Below are 18133 nucleotides of genomic sequence, written 5' to 3'. Positions count from 1 at the left end.
TAAATGGCACTTTTCGGCTATCAGAATGCGCTGGACAACACGGCAACCACGCTGGCGCCGTCCAGCGCAGCGGATGGGTTCAGCGCGGAAAACCTGCGCATTCCGCAAGGCTCGGCCATTGGGGCATCCTCAGTCGCCTGGCAGACGCCTTTCGGCGTGACGGCGGCATCGCTGCTGATTGCCGCGCCGGCGGCGGTGTCATGGCGGGCGGCGTGCCTGTCCCGCACCAATCTGACCACCAGCGCCACCATGCGCGTGCGGGTGGGCGCTTACGACAGCGGCACCATCTCGGCCGGTGTCGCTTTCGGCATCGGCCAGGCGCTGCACCTCATGCCGGCCGCCGTCTCCGCGCTCGCCATGCAGATTGATATCGCGGACCCCACGAACCCCGATGGCCTGCTGAATATCCCGCTTTGCTACGCTGGCCCGTGCATCGAGGCAGCAATCTCGATGGGCACGGATTACGGGCTTGAGCCGAAGCGGGATGACGCGGAGATGCGCGGCGGGACCGTCTTCGCCACATATCTCGCAAAGCGGCGCGGATGGGCGCTGCGCCTCGACGTGATCCGCGACGCGGATATCGGCTGGCTTGACGCCCTGGAAACCATCGCGGCGCAGGGAGGGAACATTCTGTTTGTCCCGCTTCCCAACAGCGCACGCGCATCATCCGAAGCCGTCCTGGGCATGCTGACGCCCGGCCGGCGCGGCTTCGTGGATCGGGTCGCCGCTTTCCGATCCTGGTCCGCTTCCATTCTCGAAAGGCTCTGATCCATGCTCGCTGATCGCGTCAAATGCACGGTCGCCAACCCTGGGCCGGTGGCTGTCAGTAGCACCATCACGCTTGGTGCAGTGCCGACCGGCTACCGCTCCTGGCTGGCTGCATTCGGGGCCACCAGCCCTGCGTATTTCGTGCTGTCCGATGGCCTCGGCCGCACCATCACGGGCGTCTGGACGGTCAACTCCGGCGGCACAGCGACCATCACGGAAATCATCTGGAACGACCGCCTTGAGAGCACGGCAGGTGAGACGTTCTCCTCGACCTGCACGGCCTGGAACGCCTATCCGGCGCGCGAGTTGCCGCTTCAGCGCAGCGGGCCGCTGGCGGGCTTCAGGAACTTGCTCATCAACGGCAATCCCACGATCAACCAGCGCGCCTATGTCTCTGGCGCTGCCACCAGCGGCGCGAATCAATACACGCTCGACCGTTGGCGCGTCGTGACCTCGGGGCAGAACGCATCCTGGACCGACAGCGGGGGCGTCCGCACCGTTACCGCGCCGGCCGGCGGCATTGAGCAGGTCATCGAGACCGCGAACAACCTGGGCGGCATCCACACGCTGTCCTGGACCGGCACGGCAACCGCGACAGTCAATGGCTCGGCGATCTCGAACAAGGGCACCGTCAACCTTACCGCCAACACGAACACGACGATCCGGTTCACAGGCGGCACTTTCACACTCGCGCAGCTGGAACCGGGGCCCATCGCCACGCCCTTTGAGCGCCGGGCTTACGCTGCGGAACTGGCGCTGTGCCAGTGGTATTTCGAGCGGCGAAACTACGCCAATGGCTCCTATCTCGGGGCCGGGGCGCTCACGACCAACATCAACCCGATGGTGGTGACAGGGCTGCCCATCCCGTTCCGCCCGAAGCGCGCCGCCCCTTCCATTTTGACATCCTCCGCGTCGGGATTTTCGCTCAACGGCGTCGCCTGCAACAGCCTTACGGCCGGCTCCGATACAGGCGGGAATGTCTGGATTTTGACCCTCGGCGTCGCGGCCGGGAGCGTCGCCACGCAATACACATGCGTGCCGGTCAGCGCCAACACCAGCGCCTGGATTCAGGCCGATGCGGAGTTCTGATCCATGATCCAATCCGTCGCGTATTTCGAGGCCTCGCCATCCACGCGCATCCGCGTGGTGATGGAGGATGGCAGCACATATTTCGACGATCTCAGCCATCCGCCCGACACCTGGCTTCGCGGGCTGCTCGTCGCGTGGATGGCAGAGAATACCGTCACGCCGTTTGAGGCGCCCTGATGTCGAGCTGGATGGAGCAATGGCCCGACGCAGCCAGCGCGGCGGCGGCGGCGGTGGCCGTGGCCGTGCGCGCCAGTATTGCCGATCAGCCGCGCTCCCTGCGCCTGGTGCTGCTGGACGCCATCGCCACGGGCGGGCTGTCGTTCCTGGCCTTCCACGCGCTGGTGGGCCTGCCGCCTGCGCTGGGCGGGCCAGTCAGCGCCCAATTTGCGGCTGGCCTGAGCGGGTTCATCGGCGTTCTCGGCTGGGCCACGATCACGCGGCTGGCCTGGTCCCGCTGGGGTGGCGGCGCGGGCAAGTGATCCGCCCGCCGCGCTCCACATCCATCTGGCGCATCTGGCGCCGCTGATTTCCACACATCGAAGGAGGTTCCCATGCAATGGCTTGCCGCGCGTCTGCGCGAGGATTCCACGCGTTCCGGCATCGGGCAGTTGAGCGTGCTGGTGGTGCTGATCGCGCTGCTGCTGGGCGTGGATGTGAACGCGCTGCTGACCCAGGCCGAAGCGTCGGCCGGGCGCATCCTGGCGCTGATGGCGGCTGTGGCCGGGCCTGCGGCCGCACTGGCGCGGATCCTGACGCCACAGCCGCCGCCGGAGCCGCTTGGGCTGCCCGAGGCGGCGGTGAAGGGGTTGGAGCGCCTCGGCGCGCTGGTGGGCGAGGTGAAGCCATGAGCATCGCTGCTTGGTGGCGGCGGGTGACGGGGGCGGCTGTCAATAGCGCGGATGCGCGGGCAAGCGCGGATGATGCGCGGCCGATGGCTTCGCCCGCGCTCGCCGTCCCCCATGACGCGGTGGTGATCCCGCCCGCGCCGGCCCCGCGCGCCCTGGGCGACCGCGTTCTGCGCCTCGGCGTGCCGCGCGGGCAGGATGTCGCGTGGGTGCAAGCCCGCGTCGGTGCTGCCCCGGCCGATGGCTGGTATGGCCCCCAGACGGCCGCCGCAGTGGCCGCGTGGCAGGACGATCAGCCGGGCCTCCTGGCCGATGGCGTGGTGGGGCCGAGCACCTGGCGCGCGCTGGGCGTGGGCGAGGTGACGGCCCCGGCGGTGTTCGTGCCGCCTCTGGCCGTGGATGCGTTCACCGCCCGGGTAGAGCGTGCCTTGCGGGCGGTTGGGGCTCAGGACCCGGCCGCGTGGGCCGCTGTGCTCTCGGGCGAGATGCAGCGCCACAGCATCATCACCGACGCGCGGATGGCGGCGTTCCTGGCCAACATCACGCATGAGACTGGCAACCTGACCCGGCTGGTCGAGGTGCTGCACTACAGCGCGCAGCGCATGACCGAGGTGTGGCCCAGCCGCTTCCCGACGCTGGCCAGCGCCCAGCCCTATGCCGCGAATGGCCCCGCGCTGGCCGAGCGCGTCTATGGCAACAGGATGGGCAATACCCAGCCGGGCGATGGGTGGCGGTTCAGGGGGCGCGGCTGCTACCAGACCACGGGGCGCGACAATTACACCGCGCTGGCACGCGTGACGGGCGAGGCGCTTGAGGCGCTATCCGGGGATGCCTCTCCGCTGGAAACCCGGGCCGGGGCCGCGCGGTCGGCCTGCATTTTCTGGGCGTCAATGTCCGGCAACAAGTTGGCTGATGCCGGCGATAGCCGAGAGATCAGGCGACGGGGGAACGGCGGCTACATCGGCCTGGAGGATGTCCTGGCGCGTGAGGCCAAGATCAAGGCCGCGCTGGGGTGAACCTTTAAGTGTCGCTTGAGAGTTGCCGCCCGGCCGGGGAAACCCGCGCCGGGTTTTTTGCGTTCGATGGACCGGGTTACTTGGACGTGAACAGGTAGGCGACGGCACCGACAGCCAACGCGAAAAAAGCGAGCGACCCGATCAGGTCAATAAGCTGGGCGTCAGTCGGCATGTCGGCCTCCGGGGTTTGGAACAGGGAAGGCGGCCAATCCGTCGCCCCTGGTATTCTGTGCGCTTGATTTCTGCCACACTCTCTGTCAGGTTGTCAAACAGATAGAGTTTGGAAGAATGAGATTGGGCTACATCAGGATCGACAAAGCCGGCCCGACCCGCGAACAGCAGGAAGCGGCCCTGCGCGCGGCAGGGGTGGATGACTTCACCGCGATGGGGCCGGTCTATGTGGATGAGGCCCCACCGCGCCGCGCCAAGCCGGGCGCCGATGTCACCCCGGCTCGCACCGATGCCCTGCGGGCGCTGCGCGAGGGTGATGAGCTTGCCATCCACTCGCCCGCCCGCCTGGGCTCCACCCGCGCCGATGTGCTGCTGGCGCTCCAGGCCATCGGAGAGGCCGGGGCCAGCATCTATGACTGCGCCAGCGGCCAGGTGGTGACGGTGCATCCCGACGCGGCCAAGGCCATCGGCTTCGCGGCCGAGGCCGAAAGCCAAGGGCAGAAGGAGCGCGCGGCCAAGGCGCGGCGCGGTGTCACGCGCCATGCCGGGCCACCCGCTGCGCTCAAGGGTGCGGCCCTGGCGCGGGCCGGTGACGCCTGGGCCAATCCCGAATTGAGCGCGGAACAGGTGGCCGAACAGGTCAAGGCCAGCGTCAGCACGCTCTACAGGCGGTTTGGCAACCGCGAAGCCTACATGCTCAAGCGAGGAGTGAAGCCATGAACGAGAAGACTGAAACCACCGAGCCCGATGGCGGCAAGTCGGACGGCTATGCCGAATGCCCTCCGCTGGCGCTGTGCAGCGTCCAGATTGACGGGCTGCGTCATGCCCTGGATGCGCTGGCGGCGCTTCAAAGTGCCCAGCTTTGCACGCGGGACGACTTCGCCAGTGACTGCCTCCAGAACGCGGCTGATGAGGTCCGAAAGGCGATGAGGGGAATGGGCGCATGAGCGACCAACAAACCACCAAGCTGGCCGCAATCAAGGCCGGCGACACGCTGCGCTGCGACACGGGGTTCACCGTAGCGGACGGGATGTGCCTTGATCACGGGGCGCGATGCGTCGTGAAGCAGGACGCAGAGGGTCTTTACGTCGAGTGCGCCGAGGGGGCGCATTACCTGATGGATGACGATGATGGGGTTCTTTACGACTTCGTTGCCGAGGAGCCTGCCAATGTCGAATGACCAGTCTGGAACCACCATCGAAGCCCCGCCCATGCGAATTGTGATGAGGGGCTGGCTTGGGCCACGCGAGCTATCGCACGCCGAGGCGGAGGCATACCACCTCCGCGAGGGAAACCACGACGAAGCCCGCCGCAATCGGGTTTGGGCCAAAATCATGGAGGCCGCCCGTGGCAAGCAAGTCTGAAACCGCCCTCTGAGGGTTGGAAAACGGCTCCTAAGTCATTGATTCGGATGGGCCATCAAAGCGGGGTTGGAAGTCTCAAGAGCCTGAAAAGAAACGCAAATTGCAGTCCTTCCGGGTGCGCCAACTCCATATCACCCATCAGACGTAGGCTCAGCCGGCCAGCTTGCGCTGTGCCGGCTTCCTTCATGCCGGGGCTGCCCTGCTTCCGGCTCGCAGGGCAGCCCTGTCAGGTCTTTCGATCAGCCCAGAACCCGCAATCCCTGCGCCAGGTCGGCGATCAGGTCCTTCACATCCTCAAGCCCGATATGGATGCGCACCATCTGCCCGCCGAAATCGCCTGTCCCGGCGGTGCGGTTGATGAAGCCGGTGGTCGGCAGCGCCAGGCTTTCATAGCCGCCCCAGCTCGCGCCGATGCCATAGAGCGTCAGGGCGTTGATGAAGCGGAACATGTCCTCCTGCGTGTATTTCGCATCGAGCACGATGCCGAACAGGCTGCATCCGCCGTTGAAATCGCGCTTGAACAGGGCGTGCTGCGGATGGGAGGGCAGGGCCGGATGCATCACCTGCTTCACCTGCGGCTGCGCCTCCAGCCACTTCGCCACCTCGATGCTGGCGGCCTCCTGGACCTTGAGGCGCATGGCCATGGTGCGCACGCCGCGCAGCGCCAGCCAGACATCATCCGGGCTGGCATAATGACCCATGGTGGAGGCGGCGGCACGGACGATCAGGTGATCCTCCTCGCTGTTCACGGTCACGCTGCCCAGCAGGATATCGGAATGCCCGCCGACATATTTGGTGAGGGCCTGGATCGAGATATCCACGCCATGCACGAAGGGCTGGAAGGTATGGATGCCCCAGGTGTTGTCCATCATCACCTTGCAGCCGCGTGCATGTGCGGCGCGGGCGATGGCCGGGATGTCCTGGATTTCGAAGGTGTGGGAGCCGGGGCTCTCGGTATAGACGACCTTGGTGTTGGGCTTGATCAGCGCGGCCATGCCGGCTTCATCCACGCAGGGGTCGTAGAAGGTCGTCTCGATGCCCCAGCCCTTCATCATGGTGTTGGCGATGTTGCGCGCCGGGCCATAGACGCTGTCGGGCATCAGGCAGTGATCACCCGCCTTGAGATAGGCGAGCAGGGGCACCACCACGGCGGCCAGGCCGGTGCCGACGATGGTGCAGCGCGTGCCGCCCTCGATCTCGGCGATCACATCCTCCAGCGCGTAATGGGTGGGGCCACCCTGCGTACCGTAGGTCATGAATTGTTCGTAGCGCTTGGCCGCGCCGTCCCGACGCGCTTCGCAATTGGGGAACAGCACGGTCGAGCCGCGATGCACGCCGGGATTCACGAAGCCGTGGATGCGCACGCCCTCGCGGCCCGCATGGCTCATGCGGGTGGAGAAGCCGAAGGTGTTGGAGTGGGTGTCTGGCATCAGGAGGTCGCTTTCACGGTTTCGGGGCGGCTCGCCCATTCGGTCCAGGAGCCGTCATAGACGGCGGGTTCGGGCAGCCCGGCGCGGACCGCGCCGAGGGTGAGGATGCAGGCGGTGACACCCGTGCCGCAGCTGGTCACCAGGGCGGGTGAGGCGTCGGCCCCGGCCGCGGCGAAGCGTGCGCGCAGCGCCTCGGGCGGCAGCATGGTGCCGTCAGCGGCAAAGAGCTCATTGAACGGGATATTCGAAGCCCCGGGCATGTGGCCGGAGGGCAGGCCGGCGCGGGGCTCCGGTGCGGTGCCGTGGAAGCGGCCGGCGGCGCGGGCGTCCAGCACCAGCGCCGATTTATCGGCCAGCACGCGCTTGATATCGCCGATGCCGAACACACGGCCCGCCACGAAATCAGCGACGTAGCGCGCGGGCTGTGGCGCAACCGGCGTGCCCGAGGCGACGGGCCGCCCCTCGCGCAGCCATTTGGGCAGGCCACCATCCAGCACGGCCGCCTTCTCATGGCCAAACAACCGCATGAGCCACCAACCCCGCGCCGAGGATTGCAGCCCCTTCTGGTCGTAGAACACCACGCGGGTGGCGTTGGTGACGCCCATGGCGCCCATGAGCTTCTCAAAGCGCGCCGCACTCGGGATCATATGCGGCAGCGTCGCGTCCGGGTCCGCCACGACATCGAGGTCGAAGAAATGCGCGCCGGGGATATGCGCCTCGGCGAATTTCGTCGCACCGTCATGCGGCTCGTTCGGCAGGTATTTCGTGGTGTCGAACACCAGCAGATCGGCCGCGCCAAGCTGTGCGGCGAGCCAATCCGTGCTGACCAGATGTTCCAAGATCATTCCTCCACCAGGGCGATGCTGATGCGGCGATTTTGCCGCCCCTTGTTTTCGAGCTTGAGCACTTCCACGCGGCCGATTTCGCCTGTGGCGGCCACATGCGTGCCGCCACAGGGCTGCAAATCCACCGGTGCTTCCAGGGGGCCGATCCGCACCAGGCGCACCCGCCCCGCACCACGCGGCGGCTGGACCGACAGCGTGCGCACCAGCCCAGGATTGGCGTCGAGTTCGGCTTCCGTGATCCAGGTCTCGCTGATCGCGTGGTTCCCGGCGATCAGGGCGTTCAGCCGCTCCGTCAGCGATTCCTTCGTGGGTGGCTCGGCCAGGTCGAAATCGAGGCGCGATTTGTCGGCGCCGATCTGCCCGCCGGTCACGCCGGCGCCGGGGATCAGGCTGCACAGCAGGTGCAGCGTGGTGTGCATGCGCATGTGGCGGTGGCGGCGCTCCCAATCGAGCGTGAGTGTCACCTCGCTGCCAGGCGGGGGCAGGGCGCTGCCCTCCGGCAGGCGGTGCAGGATGGCGTCCGCCTCGGCCTTGGCGGCTTCGATGATCACGGCCTCGCCGCTTGGCCAGCGAAGCATGCCGGAATCTCCTGGCTGGCCGCCGGCGCGCGGGTAGAAATTGCTGCGGTCGGTGATCACGCCAGCGCCATCGGCGCTGAGGACGCGCGCGGTCACTTCGCGCAGATAGGCATCGTCACGGAACAAGGTCTCGGTCATTCGCGGGTCCATTCGGTGCGCAGGCGGGCGCGGTGCTGGCGCAGCCAGAAAAGAGTGAGGGCGCAGGTGGCGTTCTGGATGGCGTTGCGGTCCAGCATGGCGAAGGCGTCCTCGGCCGGCATGATGAGCAGGCGGATATCCTCGCCCTCATGCATCAGACCATGCGTGCCGGGGGCGGGCTGCTCCGGCAGGCGGGCGCGGCCGCAATAGAGCTGCATCAGCTCGTCGCAGCCGCCCTGCATCAGCATATAGCGGCCGATATGCTCGACGAGGTCGGGCGTGACGCCCGCTTCCTCCAGCGCTTCCCGGCGGGCGGCGGCTTCGGGCTCCTCGCCGGGCTCCAGCAGGCCCGCCACGCATTCGGTGTGGATGGGCGGCAGGCCGGCCGCATGCACGGGCAGGCGGAACTGCTCGATCAATGCCAGCCGGTCCGACCAGGGGTCGTAGGGCAGCATGGCCACCCCGCCGCTGCGCCGCCACAACTCCCAAATGAGTTCAGACGAGCGCGCGCCATCGAAACGCTCATAGGTGAAGCGCACGCGCTGCAAGGGAAAGCGGCCGGCCCAGACCACCTCATCGGCGCGGATTTCGAGGCCGGGATAAGGCGGGATGGGCGGAGCCTTGGGTGGCCGATCCTTGGGAGGTATGGCGCTCATGTCGCGGGGACCGTAACCTCGCGCCTCACGCGCGTCCATGAGCCAGAGCTTGCAAATTTCTCAGAAGGCGGCGCTGCCCGCTGCCACGCGGGCCAATCGCCGCCGCGCGGTATTCTCCATCCTGGCGGCGGCCATCCTCTTTGCCCTGGCCGCCTCCTGCGTGAAGGCGCTGGATGGCGCGGTGCCGCTGGCGCAGCTCGTGCTGTTCCGCAGCCTCTTTGCCTTCCCGGTGCTGCTGCCTCTGCTGCGCCAGGCAGGGGGCTGGGGCGCGCTGCGGACCACCAACCCCATGGGGCACGCCTGGCGCACTCTGTTTGGCCTGGTCGGGATGGGGGGCGCCTTCTACGGCTATTCCACCATGCCGCTCGCCACCGTCACGGCGCTGGGCTTCACCATGCCGCTATTCCTGACACTGCTGGCCGTGCCGTTGCTGGGCGAGCGCGTGGGCTGGCGGCGGGGCAGCGCCGTGGTGATCGGTTTCCTGGGTGTTCTGATGATGGTGCGCCCCTTTGGCGCGGGCGCCGCCGAAGTGGTGCCGAGCCTGATCGTGCTGGTGGCGGCCCTGGCCTGGGCGCTGGCCATGATCACCATCCGCCGCATGGGCGAGGCGGGGGAGAGTGGCGTTTCCATCGTGCTCTGGTTCGCCGTCGGCTCCTCCTTCGTTGCGTTTTCCGCCAGCTTGCCGGTCTGGATCTGGCCGAGTGCGTGGCAGTGGCTGCTCCTGCTGGGGATCGGCATCGTCTCGGCCCTGGCGCAATTGCTGATGACCGATGCCTACCGCTCGGGCGAGCCCACCCTGGTGGCGCCCTTCGAATACTCAGGCATCATCTGGACCACATTGCTGGGCGCGCTGATCTGGGCGGAGGCGCCGGATGGATGGGACGGCATGGGCATCCTGATCCTGGTCGGGTCGGGTCTCTACATCTGGTGGCGGGAAGTCCAGCTGGGACTGAAGCGGTGAGCCGCCGCCGAGGTTGCGGCCCGGCGCGCTTGGGGCCAATGGGAACCCATGTCCGCTGAATTTTCCACGCGCCTGCCGCATCACCGCTGGCTCATCGCCTTGGCGTTGCTTCCGCTGGCCGTGGCCGTCATCCGCTGGGCCTCTTTCCTGCCTTCGGTGATTGACTGGGACGAGACGCTCTACATCCTCCAGGCGCGGGAGTGGTTGCGCGGGAACTGGCCCTTCTCCGGCGTTTGGGACATGCATCCGCCCGGCGCGCCAGCGGTCATCGCCGGTGCCTTCCTGCTGCTGGGCGAGAGCCTGTTCACGGTGCGGTTGCTGGGCGTGTTCTGCGTGGCAGCCACGGGATATGCGCTGATCGCGCTGACCCGGGTCGTTGGTGCCCCGCGCCGGCTAGGCTATGCGGCGGCCATTTTCTATGCGGCGCATACCGTGCTGATGGGTGGGCTCGCCTCCAACACCGAGATCATCTTCGCGCCGCTCGTCGTCTCCAGCATGGCGCTGGCTCTGGCGCGCGGGCCGGTCTGGCCGCGCTTGGTCGGCATGGGGCTGCTGGTGGGGTGTGCCCTGCTGATCAAGCAGGTCGTGACGCCGGAGGGTTGCCTCGCCTACGCCATCTTCGCCTGGCCTTTGCTGCGGCAAAGGCGCTGGGGCCTGCTGCTCGCGACGGCCGCCGTCTATGCCCTGCTTTGCCTGATGCCGACCTTGCTGGTGGCCGGCCTCTATTGGCTGCGCGGCGAGTTCGACATCTGGTTCGAGAGTACGGTGCTCGCGCCGCTGCAATATGCCTCCGGCCGCATTCCGTTGGAGCAGATGTTCTGGCGCATCACCCTCTCCGCGATCGCGCTGCGCTGGCTGCTGGTGCTGAGCCTGGGGGCGCTGTTCCTGCCCTGGCGGGACCCCGCGCTGCGCCGGCTGACGCTGTTTGCCCTGGCGTGGCTGGGTGCCGCCAGCCTGGCCGTGGCGGTGCCCGGCTTCTTCTTTCCGCACTACTTCCTGATCTTGCTGCCGCCGCTGGCGCTGCTCGCGGCCATCGGCATCTACGCCTTCGCCGAACGCATCGCGGGGGCCCGGGGCCGGTGGCTGCTGGCGGCGGTGGCCGGCTTCGTGGCGATTGACCTCGTCTCCATCGATGTGGCGCCGCGGCTGTCGCGCGGCTTCGCCGTCGGCGCGCCCGATACGCCCCGGCGCATGGCGGCCCTGATGAATGATGAGCTCCAACCGGGCGACACCATCTTCGTGCCGAATTATCAGCCGGTCGTTTACTTCCTCACCAATGCGCGGCTGCCCACCCGCTTTCCCTTCCCGGTGCATCTGACCGGCGGCTTCGCCAATCTTGCCGGGGTGGATACGGATGCCGAAGTCGCGCGCATCCTGGCTTCCCGTCCGCGCTTCATCGTGCTGGACCGGACCGAGTGGTTCGCGATGCGCCCCTCCGCCATGTCCATGCTGACGGAAGCCCTGGAAGAGGGCTATGAACTGGCGGCGAGCTTCGCTGAGGTGCGCGGCTCGGTGGAACTCTGGCGGCGGGTGGAAGCGGAATGATCGAGGATACCCTCTTCGTCGTCTCCAAAGTCTTCTGGCTGTTTGCCCGGCCCAATACCTTCGCCCTTTTCCTGGCATGCGTCGGTGCGGGTGCCCTGCTGGCCCGGCGCCGCTGGGGCCGCTGGCCGTTGCTGCTGGGGCTGGGCTGGTTCGTGACCGTGATGGTGACGCCCTTATCCGCCTGGCTCACCCTGCCGCTGGAGGATCGCTTTCCGCGCCCCGAGGCACCGGCGCGCGTAGATGGCATCATCATCCTGGGCGGCGCCGTGGAGCAATTGCTGACCGAGCGCCGCGGCATGCCCGCCCTGAATGGCGCGGCCGAGCGCATGACCGAGGCCGTCACGCTCGCACGGCTGTACCCTGAGGCGAGGATCGTCTTCAGCGGCGGCCAGGGCACGCTGCTGCCCGGAGCCAAGACCGAGGCCGATGTGGCGCGCGAACTCTGGGCGGGGATGGGGCTGGAGGGCCCGCGCGTCATCCTGGAGGACCAGGCGCGCAACACCTGGGAAAACGCGACCATCACCCACGCCCTGCTGCAACCCAAGCCTGGCGAGCGCTGGTTGCTGGTCACCTCGGCCAGCCACATGCCGCGCTCCATGGGCTGCTTTCGCCGGGCGGGCTGGGAAATCACGGCCTGGCCGGTGAATTACTCGACGGCGCCGGGCGGGCAGGGCTGGTTCGACCCGCCATTTTCCTTCCGGCTGGGCCAGGCCGAATGGGCCATCCGGGAATTTACCGGCCTCGTGATCTATCGCCTGCTCGGGCGCACCAGCGCACTCCTGCCAGCCCCCTGAGGCGGGCTACAGGTCCCGCCGCATGATGCTCACCGGCCGGTGCGCATCCACCGTCTCCTCGATCACATACCAGCCCAGGGCCGCGTAAAGCTTCTGCGCGTCATGCGTGTAGAGGAACAAGGCATTGTGCCCGGCGTCCCGGGCAGCATCCTCGACCGTCTCGATCAGGCGTTGCGCGCAGCCCTGGCCGCGCGCCTCCGGCACGACATAGACGCCAGCGAGCCAGGGGCCGATTTCGTTGCGGATTTCGAGATCGGCGGCAACGAAGCTGGCCGTGCCGCAGGGCACTTCGCCCGCCATCAGCACGAAGGATTGGGGGGTGCCCACTTCCGCGGTGCATTCGCGCAAGATCTCGCGCACTTCTTCCAGCGGGTGGCCATTGGGGTGCCAGAAGGCATCCCAGAGCCAATTGGCGACGAGGGGAACAAGGTCCGGCCGCTCGCGGATGGTGACGATGCGCCAGGCGGCGCGATTCACAGGGAGAGGATCCGTTCCGGATCAGCCCGCCCGGTCAGCAGGTCCAGCAGGCCGCGCAGATTGCCCTTGAAGCGCCCCCAGCGATCCACTTCCGGCTCGGGATTGAAGGAGCGCAGCAGGTTGATCAGGCAATGCCGCGCCGCCGATGGAATGGCGTGGGACCAGGGGAAGCTGCCCTTGCGGGCCAGGTAGATGGGATTCACCACCTGCGAATAGCCCAGCCGCAGCCCCGGCACACGCCCCTGCTTCACGCCCAGATGCACGCCGCGCGCGGCTTCCAGGCGAAGGATCCTGCCGTGCGGGAGCAGGCGGCGCGTCAGGTCAATATCCTCATACCAGGCATAGAGCGGCAGCTTCTCATCGAAGCGCAGCCCGTATTCCCGCATGGGGGCCAGGCGCAACGCCATGTTGCAGCCATAGCCGTTGAAATGCTCATGCGCCGCGGTGAGGCTGGCGGGCGGAGTGTCGCCAGCCAGGATCGCGCGGGCTTCCTCCGGCGTGATCCCCGGCCCCTTGGCGCCATCGGCGATGACGGTGCCGGTGGCCACCGCGCAATCAGGGTGCGCTGTCAGCACGGCTTGCAGCGCCTGGAGCCAAAGAGGGGCCGCGATGAAATCATCATCCAGGAACAGCACGGCGTCGCAATCACCCAGGGCATCCAGAATGCGGTTGCGCTGGCGCGGCAGCCCGGCCTCGCCCGTCAGGAATTCGACGCCCGGAAAATCACGCGGCAGATCGGCCACATCGGCAGGCGTCACGTGGCAGACCAGGATGCGGTCCGGCGGGCGGGTCTGGCGGTCGAGTTCGCGCAGCACCTCGGCCAGGATGGCCGGGCGGCCGCGCGTCGCGATGCCGATGGCGATCCTCACGGGATGGGCTCCAGTGCGGCGGGGTGGGGCAGGGACGTCGCCTCTCCCGCAAGAAAACCCTCAAGGCGCCCCTGCAACGTCGCCCAATAATAGCGCGCATGCAGCCACCGCCCACGCAGCAGCGAGACGCCAATGCCGCCCAGCGGGCGATAGAGCAGCGGCGCCCAGGTGCTGGCGGGCACGGCATGGCGCCGCAGCGCGAAGCCGAGGCCCAGCCCATAGCGTCCGGCGCGGGCCACGGCCTCCGGCGTCAGGCGCTTGTCGGGGTGGATGATGCGCAAGCCTGGCGCGTAGCGGGCGAAATGGCCGGCCGCCATGGCGCGGCAAACCAGATCATTGCCCTCCGCCGAACCGAAGCGGGCACCCGGCCCCATGGCTTCGTCAAAGCCACCCATGGCCAGTGCCACATCCCGCCGCAGCCAGAGGTTGAACTCGATCACGCTGGTCCAGACATTCGCCAGGGTGATGGGGCCGCCCGCTTCATTCCAGCGGCCCGAGCCAAGCCCGCCTTCCGGGGCGGCGGCAGGCCCGGTGAGGATCGCGAGCCTCGGATCAGCGTCAAAAGCCGCACGCACCTGCGCAAGCGCGCCGGGGGGGAAGACGCAATCATCATCGGGAAAGCCCACCAGATCGCCGCGCGCATGCCGCAGCCCCAGGTTGCGCCCGGCATTGGCATGGGCGCGCGGGCTGCGCAGATGGCGCAGCGGCATGAGGGGGGCGTATCGCGTGGCCAGGGCAGCCAGGCGGTCATCCTCATTCTGGTCCACGAGGATCACCTCGAAAGCCGCCGTCGCATCGCCGAGCAGGCTGTCGAACAGCGCCCCGATCTCGGCCACGCGGCCCTTGGTGGAGACGATGAGGGAGATCATGGGGCCAGCCCCGACGCGCCCGACGGTGCCGCCACGATCTCCATCAGCTTGCGGCGGAATTCGGCGATGCTGAATTGCTGGGCCTGCGCCGCGCAGGCTTGCGGCGTGAAATCCGCTTCGTGCGCCACGAAACGCCGCACGGCGGCGATGATGGCATCAGGGGTCTGCGCGTCGAAAAACAGGCCGGTGCGGCCTTCGTCCACGATATCGCGCGCGCCGCCCCGGTCATAGACAATGAGGGGCGTGCCGCAGGATTGCGCTTCCACCATGGCGATGCCGAAATCCTCCTCGGCGGCGAAGACGAAGGCGCGGGCGGTCTGCAGCAGGCTGACCAACTCGGGCTGCGGCACGCGGCCACGGATGGTGATGTTGGGCGCGCCGGCCGCGGCCGCCGCCACGAGGGGGGCTGCCGGACCATCGCCCACAATGGTCAGCTTCAGCTCTGGCATGCGGGCAAACGCCTCGGCCACCAGCTCGATCCGCTTATAGGGGACCTGGCGGGAGGCGACGAGGAAATGGCCGCGCGGCCCGGAGCCCAAGGGGAAGCCCGCGAGGTCCACCGGCGGATGCAGCACCGAGGCTTCTCGCCGCCAGACCTTGCGGATGCGCTCTACGATGTAGCGCGAATTGCCGAGGATCACATCCGGCCGGGCAGCGCTCATCTGGTCCCAGGCGCGCATGCGGCCGAGCAGCCAGCGCGTGTAGAGCCCCTTCAATCCGCGCGTCAGCCCGGCCTGGCGCAGATACTGGTGCTGCAAATCCCAGGCGTAGCGCATCGGGCTGTGGACATAGCTGACATGGCGCGTGCCGGGCCCGGTGATCACCCCCTTGGCGACCGCGTGGGAGGAGGAGAGCACCATGTCATAGCCCTGCAAGTCGAACTGCTCGACGGCCAGCGGCATGAGTTGCAGGTAGTTGCGGAACATCCGCCGTGCCAGGGGCAGGCGCTGGATGAAGCTGGTGGTGGGAATTTTTCCACCCAGGAAGCCGCGCTGATTCTCCGGCAGGAAATCACAGAGCGCGTAGAGATCGGCCTCGGGGAAGCAGGCCAGCAACTGCTCCAACACGCGCTCGGATCCGGCGTAGCTGTCGAGCCATTCATGGATGATGGCGATCTTCATCGCGGCAGGAATCCCAAGAGGCGGCGCGCCGCCAAATCCCATGAAAACGCGCTGGTGCGCGCATGGCCCGCCGCCACCAGCGCGGCGCGCTCGGCTGGTGCATCGGCCAGGGCTGCCACGGCTTCGCCCAGGGTTTCGGGTCTCGCCGCATCGAACCACAGCGCCGCATCGGCGCAAACTTCGGGCACGGCGCCGGCGCGCGAGGCGATGACGGGGCAGCCGCACCACATGGCCTCCACCGGCGGCAGGCCAAACCCCTCATAGCGTGAGGGAAACACCAGGCAGAGCGCGGATTCGTATAGTGCCCGAAGCTCCGCATCGGACACGCGCCCCAGCGGCTTCACATTCTCGCTGGGCGGGGCGCCATCCTGGCGGAACACCGCCGCGTCCTTGGCGCCCGCCACCGCCAGCACCAGCCCCCGCGCGGCCAGGGCGCCGATGGCGTGCTGGAGGGCCGCGAGATTCTTGTGCGCTGCCCCCGTGCCGATCACCAGGGCATAGCCGCGCGGCGTGAGGCCGTGGCGGGCCAGGATGCCGCCATCGGCCACCTCGCGCAGGATATGTTCTCCGCCTTCCAGCGTCACGCCGATGCGCGTCGCATCGAGGCCGAGATGCGTGGCGATGCGGCCCGCTGAAAACGCCGAGACGGACAGGATTTGCGTGTGGCGAAAGACCAGCATGCGCTGCAGGCCGCGATACCAGTTGCGGAACTTCCAGGAATAGCTCTCCGGCGTATCGAAGACGCCGGCATCATGGATCACAACGGCCTGGTTGCGGCCCTGGGCCACGGGGGCGGTGTTGCCCAGGTTGAGCAGGAAATCGCCGGCCGCGGCGCGCGGCAGGTCAAGCTGTTCCCAAAGCTGCCCGCCCCGCGTGCCGGTGATGGCGGCGGCGAGATTGGGGAAATCAGCGAGGCCCTCAGCACCCGGCGGTGCGATCAGGCGCATGGCCGGTGCCTCACCCGCCGCGACCAGAGCGTCCAGCGCGCGCGTCATTTCACGTGCGTAGCGTTGCACGCCAGTCAGGCCCTGGGTCAGGAATCGGCCGTTGATCGCGATCATGTCGCGCCTGATTGCAGCAGGCGCTTCGCCTGCCAAGGCCGGCGCAGCAGCGGCTTGAGGGCGGCGCGCTCCGCCGGCGTCAGCACGCGCAACATGGCGGCGACAACCAGCAGGAAGCCCGGCAGCGCCATGCCCGCCGCCCAGCGCGCATCGGGGGCCAGGACCATGGCGATGAGCGCGATGCCAGAAAGGCACAGCGCCGGGGCGAATTGCCGCGCGCTGTCGCGTGCCGCCGGGTAAAGCCGGCCCGCCATCCAGAACTTGGCCGCGCAATCGCCGACCGCGCGCAGCGCCCAGGCCACCGCCGCGCCCTCGATTCCCCAAAGCCACAGCATCAGCGCCGAAAGCGGCAGGAAGATCACCACCTGCGCCAGGATGAGCTTGGCCGTGGCATCCGGCCGCCCGATGGCCTCCAGCAGGGCATTGGGCGCGAAGTTGAGGCAGGAGAAGAAGATACCCGCCGCCAGGATGCGCAGAACCATGCCGCCGCCCGCCGCGAAATCAGCCCCGAGCCAGAGCGCCAGCACCCAATCCCCCACGCCGGCCAGGACGAGGCAGGGCGGCAGCGATGCCAGCAGCATCAGCAGCGCCCCGCGCCGCAGCAACCCGGCCGTCACCTCCGGCAGCAAGCGGAAGGCCGAGGCCATGGCTGGCAGCAGCGCCTGCGCGATGGCCAGGGGCAGGATCCACATGCGCAGCACAAGATCGAGCGGTGTGGCGTAGTAAGCGACCGCCGCCAGCGTCAGCAGCGCGCCGATCAGGAAGCGGTCCGCGTAGAGCAACGCCTGGTTCAGCACCGAGGCGAAGGTCATCCAGCCGCCGATGCGCAGCAGGGGCAGCACCATCAACGGGCTGCCGACCGAGAGCCGCGGCAGCACCGGGCGCGCCAGCCACAGATAGGACAGCGTATTGGCCAGCCGGCACAGCACCAGCACGATCATCACGCCGATGAGGCTTTGCCAGAAGATGAGCAGGATCACCGGCCCGACATAATACATGACGGCCACCGGAATGGTGGCGAGGTTGGCCGCGGCAAATTTCTGATGCGCTGCCAGAACGCCCCACAATGCGGCATTGAGCACGATCAGCGGTGCGGCGCAGGCCAGGATGCGGAAGGCGATCAACGCCTCCTCCTGCAAGGCGGGCGGCACGTTCAGCGCGCTTTGCATCAGCCAGGGCAGCAGCATCCAGAGTGCTGCGGCCCCCAGCGTCGCGAAGCCGCCCAGCGCCAGCATGGCCGTGCCGACCAGCTTGCCGGCTTCCGCATCCTCCGCGCCATCCGTCATCCGTTCGGAGAGGCCGCGGGTGAGGGCAGGGCCGATGCCCAGGTCGAAAACGCCGAAGACACCCGCAAGGGCCAGGGCGAGGGTGAAGAGCCCCCAACGCTCCAGGCCCATCTGCTGCAACAGCAGTGGCGTGAGAGCCAGCGCCAGAAGAAGGGGAAGGCCGCGCCCCATCGCGTTCCAGAACATGCCGGAGATCAGGCGCCTTGGCCGGGCACGCGCCTGGGCGGTCTCGCTCATTGGGGGGACCTCC

Annotated in this window: 22 protein-coding genes; 12 read left to right on the top strand and 10 right to left on the bottom strand. The window is 68.0% G+C overall.

Annotation, left to right across the window (positions count from 1 at the left end):
• The first annotated feature begins 3 nt into the window (after positions 1-3).
• From LHU95_RS14805 to LHU95_RS14765, 9 genes are all read left to right on the top strand, one after another.
• Entirely contained in the window at positions 4-768 is a 765-nt protein-coding gene (locus LHU95_RS14805; protein ID WP_248707726.1) for a hypothetical protein, read from the top strand.
• A gap of 3 nt (positions 769-771) precedes the next feature.
• The gene (locus LHU95_RS14800; RefSeq protein WP_248707725.1) at positions 772-1857 is read left to right on the top strand and encodes a hypothetical protein; all 1086 of its coding nucleotides are present in this window, start codon (positions 772-774) and stop codon (positions 1855-1857) included.
• A gap of 3 nt (positions 1858-1860) precedes the next feature.
• Positions 1861-2034, top strand: a complete 174-nt coding sequence (locus tag LHU95_RS14795) for a hypothetical protein (RefSeq protein ID WP_248707724.1) — start codon at positions 1861-1863, stop codon at positions 2032-2034.
• Positions 2034-2336 (top strand): phage holin family protein, encoded by a 303-nt coding sequence (locus LHU95_RS14790; RefSeq protein WP_248707723.1) that lies wholly within the window; start codon positions 2034-2036, stop codon positions 2334-2336. Before LHU95_RS14795 ends, LHU95_RS14790 begins: the two co-directional genes overlap by 1 nt.
• A 72-nt stretch (positions 2337-2408) precedes the next feature.
• Positions 2409-2705 carry a hypothetical protein gene (locus LHU95_RS14785; protein ID WP_248707722.1) on the top strand — a complete coding sequence of 99 codons (297 nt, stop codon included), beginning with the start codon at positions 2409-2411 and terminating at the stop codon, positions 2703-2705.
• Positions 2702-3718 carry a peptidoglycan-binding protein gene (locus tag LHU95_RS14780; RefSeq protein ID WP_248707721.1) on the top strand — a complete coding sequence of 339 codons (1017 nt, stop codon included), beginning with the start codon at positions 2702-2704 and terminating at the stop codon, positions 3716-3718. Before LHU95_RS14785 ends, LHU95_RS14780 begins: the two co-directional genes overlap by 4 nt.
• 294 nt (positions 3719-4012) lie before the next feature.
• The gene (locus tag LHU95_RS14775) at positions 4013-4609 is read left to right on the top strand and encodes a recombinase family protein (protein ID WP_248707720.1); all 597 of its coding nucleotides are present in this window, start codon (positions 4013-4015) and stop codon (positions 4607-4609) included.
• The gene (locus LHU95_RS14770) at positions 4606-4836 is read left to right on the top strand and encodes a hypothetical protein (protein ID WP_248707719.1); all 231 of its coding nucleotides are present in this window, start codon (positions 4606-4608) and stop codon (positions 4834-4836) included. The genes LHU95_RS14775 and LHU95_RS14770 overlap by 4 nt, the downstream gene beginning before the upstream one ends.
• The gene (locus tag LHU95_RS14765) at positions 4833-5069 is read left to right on the top strand and encodes a hypothetical protein (RefSeq protein ID WP_248707718.1); all 237 of its coding nucleotides are present in this window, start codon (positions 4833-4835) and stop codon (positions 5067-5069) included. The genes LHU95_RS14770 and LHU95_RS14765 overlap by 4 nt, the downstream gene beginning before the upstream one ends.
• A gap of 423 nt (positions 5070-5492) precedes the next feature.
• Here LHU95_RS14765 and metC read toward each other — a convergent pair whose 3' ends face one another.
• Genes metC through LHU95_RS14745 form a run of 4 tightly spaced genes read right to left on the bottom strand, consistent with a single transcriptional unit; the run spans position 5493 to position 8900 of the window.
• Positions 5493-6683, bottom strand: a complete 1191-nt coding sequence (gene metC, locus LHU95_RS14760; protein ID WP_248707717.1) for a cystathionine beta-lyase — start codon at positions 6681-6683, stop codon at positions 5493-5495.
• A complete protein-coding gene (locus tag LHU95_RS14755; protein ID WP_349292623.1) occupies positions 6683-7528 on the bottom strand; it encodes a rhodanese-like domain-containing protein in 846 nt (281 codons plus the stop codon). The genes metC and LHU95_RS14755 overlap by 1 nt, the downstream gene beginning before the upstream one ends.
• Positions 7525-8244: an alanyl-tRNA editing protein gene (locus LHU95_RS14750; protein ID WP_248707715.1), complete on the bottom strand. Its 720-nt coding sequence runs from the start codon at positions 8242-8244 to the stop codon at positions 7525-7527. The genes LHU95_RS14755 and LHU95_RS14750 overlap by 4 nt, the downstream gene beginning before the upstream one ends.
• Entirely contained in the window at positions 8241-8900 is a 660-nt protein-coding gene (locus LHU95_RS14745) for an NUDIX domain-containing protein (RefSeq protein WP_248707714.1), read from the bottom strand. Before LHU95_RS14745 ends, LHU95_RS14750 begins: the two co-directional genes overlap by 4 nt.
• 49 nt (positions 8901-8949) lie before the next feature.
• Between LHU95_RS14745 and LHU95_RS14740 the strand changes: the two genes are divergently transcribed.
• From LHU95_RS14740 to LHU95_RS14730, 3 genes are read left to right on the top strand one after another with little or no spacing between them, the layout of a single operon-like run.
• Positions 8950-9861, top strand: a complete 912-nt coding sequence (locus LHU95_RS14740; RefSeq protein WP_248707713.1) for a DMT family transporter — start codon at positions 8950-8952, stop codon at positions 9859-9861.
• Positions 9862-9909: 48 nt separating this feature from the next.
• Complete coding sequence (locus LHU95_RS14735) at positions 9910-11406, top strand: glycosyltransferase family 39 protein (protein WP_248707712.1); 1497 nt, start codon at positions 9910-9912, stop codon at positions 11404-11406.
• Positions 11403-12200 (top strand): YdcF family protein, encoded by a 798-nt coding sequence (locus LHU95_RS14730; RefSeq protein ID WP_248707711.1) that lies wholly within the window; start codon positions 11403-11405, stop codon positions 12198-12200. Before LHU95_RS14735 ends, LHU95_RS14730 begins: the two co-directional genes overlap by 4 nt.
• 6 nt (positions 12201-12206) lie before the next feature.
• On the opposite strand, the gene LHU95_RS14725 is transcribed toward LHU95_RS14730, so the two are convergent.
• The 6 genes from LHU95_RS14725 to LHU95_RS14700 are packed head-to-tail and all read right to left on the bottom strand — an operon-like array spanning position 12207 to position 18120.
• Positions 12207-12677: a GNAT family N-acetyltransferase gene (locus LHU95_RS14725; protein WP_248707710.1), complete on the bottom strand. Its 471-nt coding sequence runs from the start codon at positions 12675-12677 to the stop codon at positions 12207-12209.
• The gene (locus LHU95_RS14720) at positions 12674-13546 is read right to left on the bottom strand and encodes a glycosyltransferase (protein ID WP_248707709.1); all 873 of its coding nucleotides are present in this window, start codon (positions 13544-13546) and stop codon (positions 12674-12676) included. The genes LHU95_RS14725 and LHU95_RS14720 overlap by 4 nt, the downstream gene beginning before the upstream one ends.
• Positions 13543-14415, bottom strand: a complete 873-nt coding sequence (locus LHU95_RS14715) for a glycosyltransferase family A protein (RefSeq protein WP_248707708.1) — start codon at positions 14413-14415, stop codon at positions 13543-13545. The genes LHU95_RS14720 and LHU95_RS14715 overlap by 4 nt, the downstream gene beginning before the upstream one ends.
• Positions 14412-15536: a glycosyltransferase gene (locus LHU95_RS14710; RefSeq protein WP_248707707.1), complete on the bottom strand. Its 1125-nt coding sequence runs from the start codon at positions 15534-15536 to the stop codon at positions 14412-14414. Before LHU95_RS14710 ends, LHU95_RS14715 begins: the two co-directional genes overlap by 4 nt.
• Positions 15533-16597, bottom strand: coding sequence for a glycosyltransferase family 1 protein (locus LHU95_RS14705; RefSeq protein WP_248707706.1), 1065 nt, complete (start codon positions 16595-16597; stop codon positions 15533-15535). The genes LHU95_RS14710 and LHU95_RS14705 overlap by 4 nt, the downstream gene beginning before the upstream one ends.
• The gene (locus LHU95_RS14700) at positions 16594-18120 is read right to left on the bottom strand and encodes a flippase (RefSeq protein ID WP_248707705.1); all 1527 of its coding nucleotides are present in this window, start codon (positions 18118-18120) and stop codon (positions 16594-16596) included. The genes LHU95_RS14705 and LHU95_RS14700 overlap by 4 nt, the downstream gene beginning before the upstream one ends.
• Positions 18121-18133: the final 13 nt, after the last annotated feature.

This window comes from Sediminicoccus sp. KRV36 (genome assembly GCF_023243115.1).
Lineage (GTDB): Bacteria > Pseudomonadota > Alphaproteobacteria > Acetobacterales > Acetobacteraceae > Roseococcus.
This window is presented reverse-complemented; position numbering and strand designations above follow the sequence as displayed.

What these genes read in the sequence shown, in the direction of transcription:
- LHU95_RS14780 (WP_248707721.1), top strand. Translation starts at nt 2,702, where the DNA reads ATGAGCATCGCTGCTTGGTGGCGGCGGGTGACGGGGGCGGCTGTCAAT.
- LHU95_RS14795 (WP_248707724.1), top strand. Translation starts at nt 1,861, where the DNA reads ATGATCCAATCCGTCGCGTATTTCGAGGCCTCGCCATCCACGCGCATC.
- LHU95_RS14700 (WP_248707705.1), bottom strand. Translation starts at nt 18,120, where the DNA reads ATGAGCGAGACCGCCCAGGCGCGTGCCCGGCCAAGGCGCCTGATCTCC.
- LHU95_RS14785 (WP_248707722.1), top strand. Translation starts at nt 2,409, where the DNA reads ATGCAATGGCTTGCCGCGCGTCTGCGCGAGGATTCCACGCGTTCCGGC.
- LHU95_RS14710 (WP_248707707.1), bottom strand. Translation starts at nt 15,536, where the DNA reads ATGAAGATCGCCATCATCCATGAATGGCTCGACAGCTACGCCGGATCC.
- LHU95_RS14705 (WP_248707706.1), bottom strand. Translation starts at nt 16,597, where the DNA reads ATGATCGCGATCAACGGCCGATTCCTGACCCAGGGCCTGACTGGCGTG.
- LHU95_RS14765 (WP_248707718.1), top strand. Translation starts at nt 4,833, where the DNA reads ATGAGCGACCAACAAACCACCAAGCTGGCCGCAATCAAGGCCGGCGAC.
- metC (WP_248707717.1), bottom strand. Translation starts at nt 6,683, where the DNA reads ATGCCAGACACCCACTCCAACACCTTCGGCTTCTCCACCCGCATGAGC.
- LHU95_RS14790 (WP_248707723.1), top strand. Translation starts at nt 2,034, where the DNA reads ATGTCGAGCTGGATGGAGCAATGGCCCGACGCAGCCAGCGCGGCGGCG.
- LHU95_RS14735 (WP_248707712.1), top strand. Translation starts at nt 9,910, where the DNA reads ATGTCCGCTGAATTTTCCACGCGCCTGCCGCATCACCGCTGGCTCATC.
- LHU95_RS14770 (WP_248707719.1), top strand. Translation starts at nt 4,606, where the DNA reads ATGAACGAGAAGACTGAAACCACCGAGCCCGATGGCGGCAAGTCGGAC.
- LHU95_RS14715 (WP_248707708.1), bottom strand. Translation starts at nt 14,415, where the DNA reads ATGATCTCCCTCATCGTCTCCACCAAGGGCCGCGTGGCCGAGATCGGG.
- LHU95_RS14800 (WP_248707725.1), top strand. Translation starts at nt 772, where the DNA reads ATGCTCGCTGATCGCGTCAAATGCACGGTCGCCAACCCTGGGCCGGTG.
- LHU95_RS14755 (WP_349292623.1), bottom strand. Translation starts at nt 7,528, where the DNA reads ATGATCTTGGAACATCTGGTCAGCACGGATTGGCTCGCCGCACAGCTT.
- LHU95_RS14730 (WP_248707711.1), top strand. Translation starts at nt 11,403, where the DNA reads ATGATCGAGGATACCCTCTTCGTCGTCTCCAAAGTCTTCTGGCTGTTT.
- LHU95_RS14805 (WP_248707726.1), top strand. Translation starts at nt 4, where the DNA reads ATGGCACTTTTCGGCTATCAGAATGCGCTGGACAACACGGCAACCACG.
- LHU95_RS14745 (WP_248707714.1), bottom strand. Translation starts at nt 8,900, where the DNA reads ATGAGCGCCATACCTCCCAAGGATCGGCCACCCAAGGCTCCGCCCATC.
- LHU95_RS14750 (WP_248707715.1), bottom strand. Translation starts at nt 8,244, where the DNA reads ATGACCGAGACCTTGTTCCGTGACGATGCCTATCTGCGCGAAGTGACC.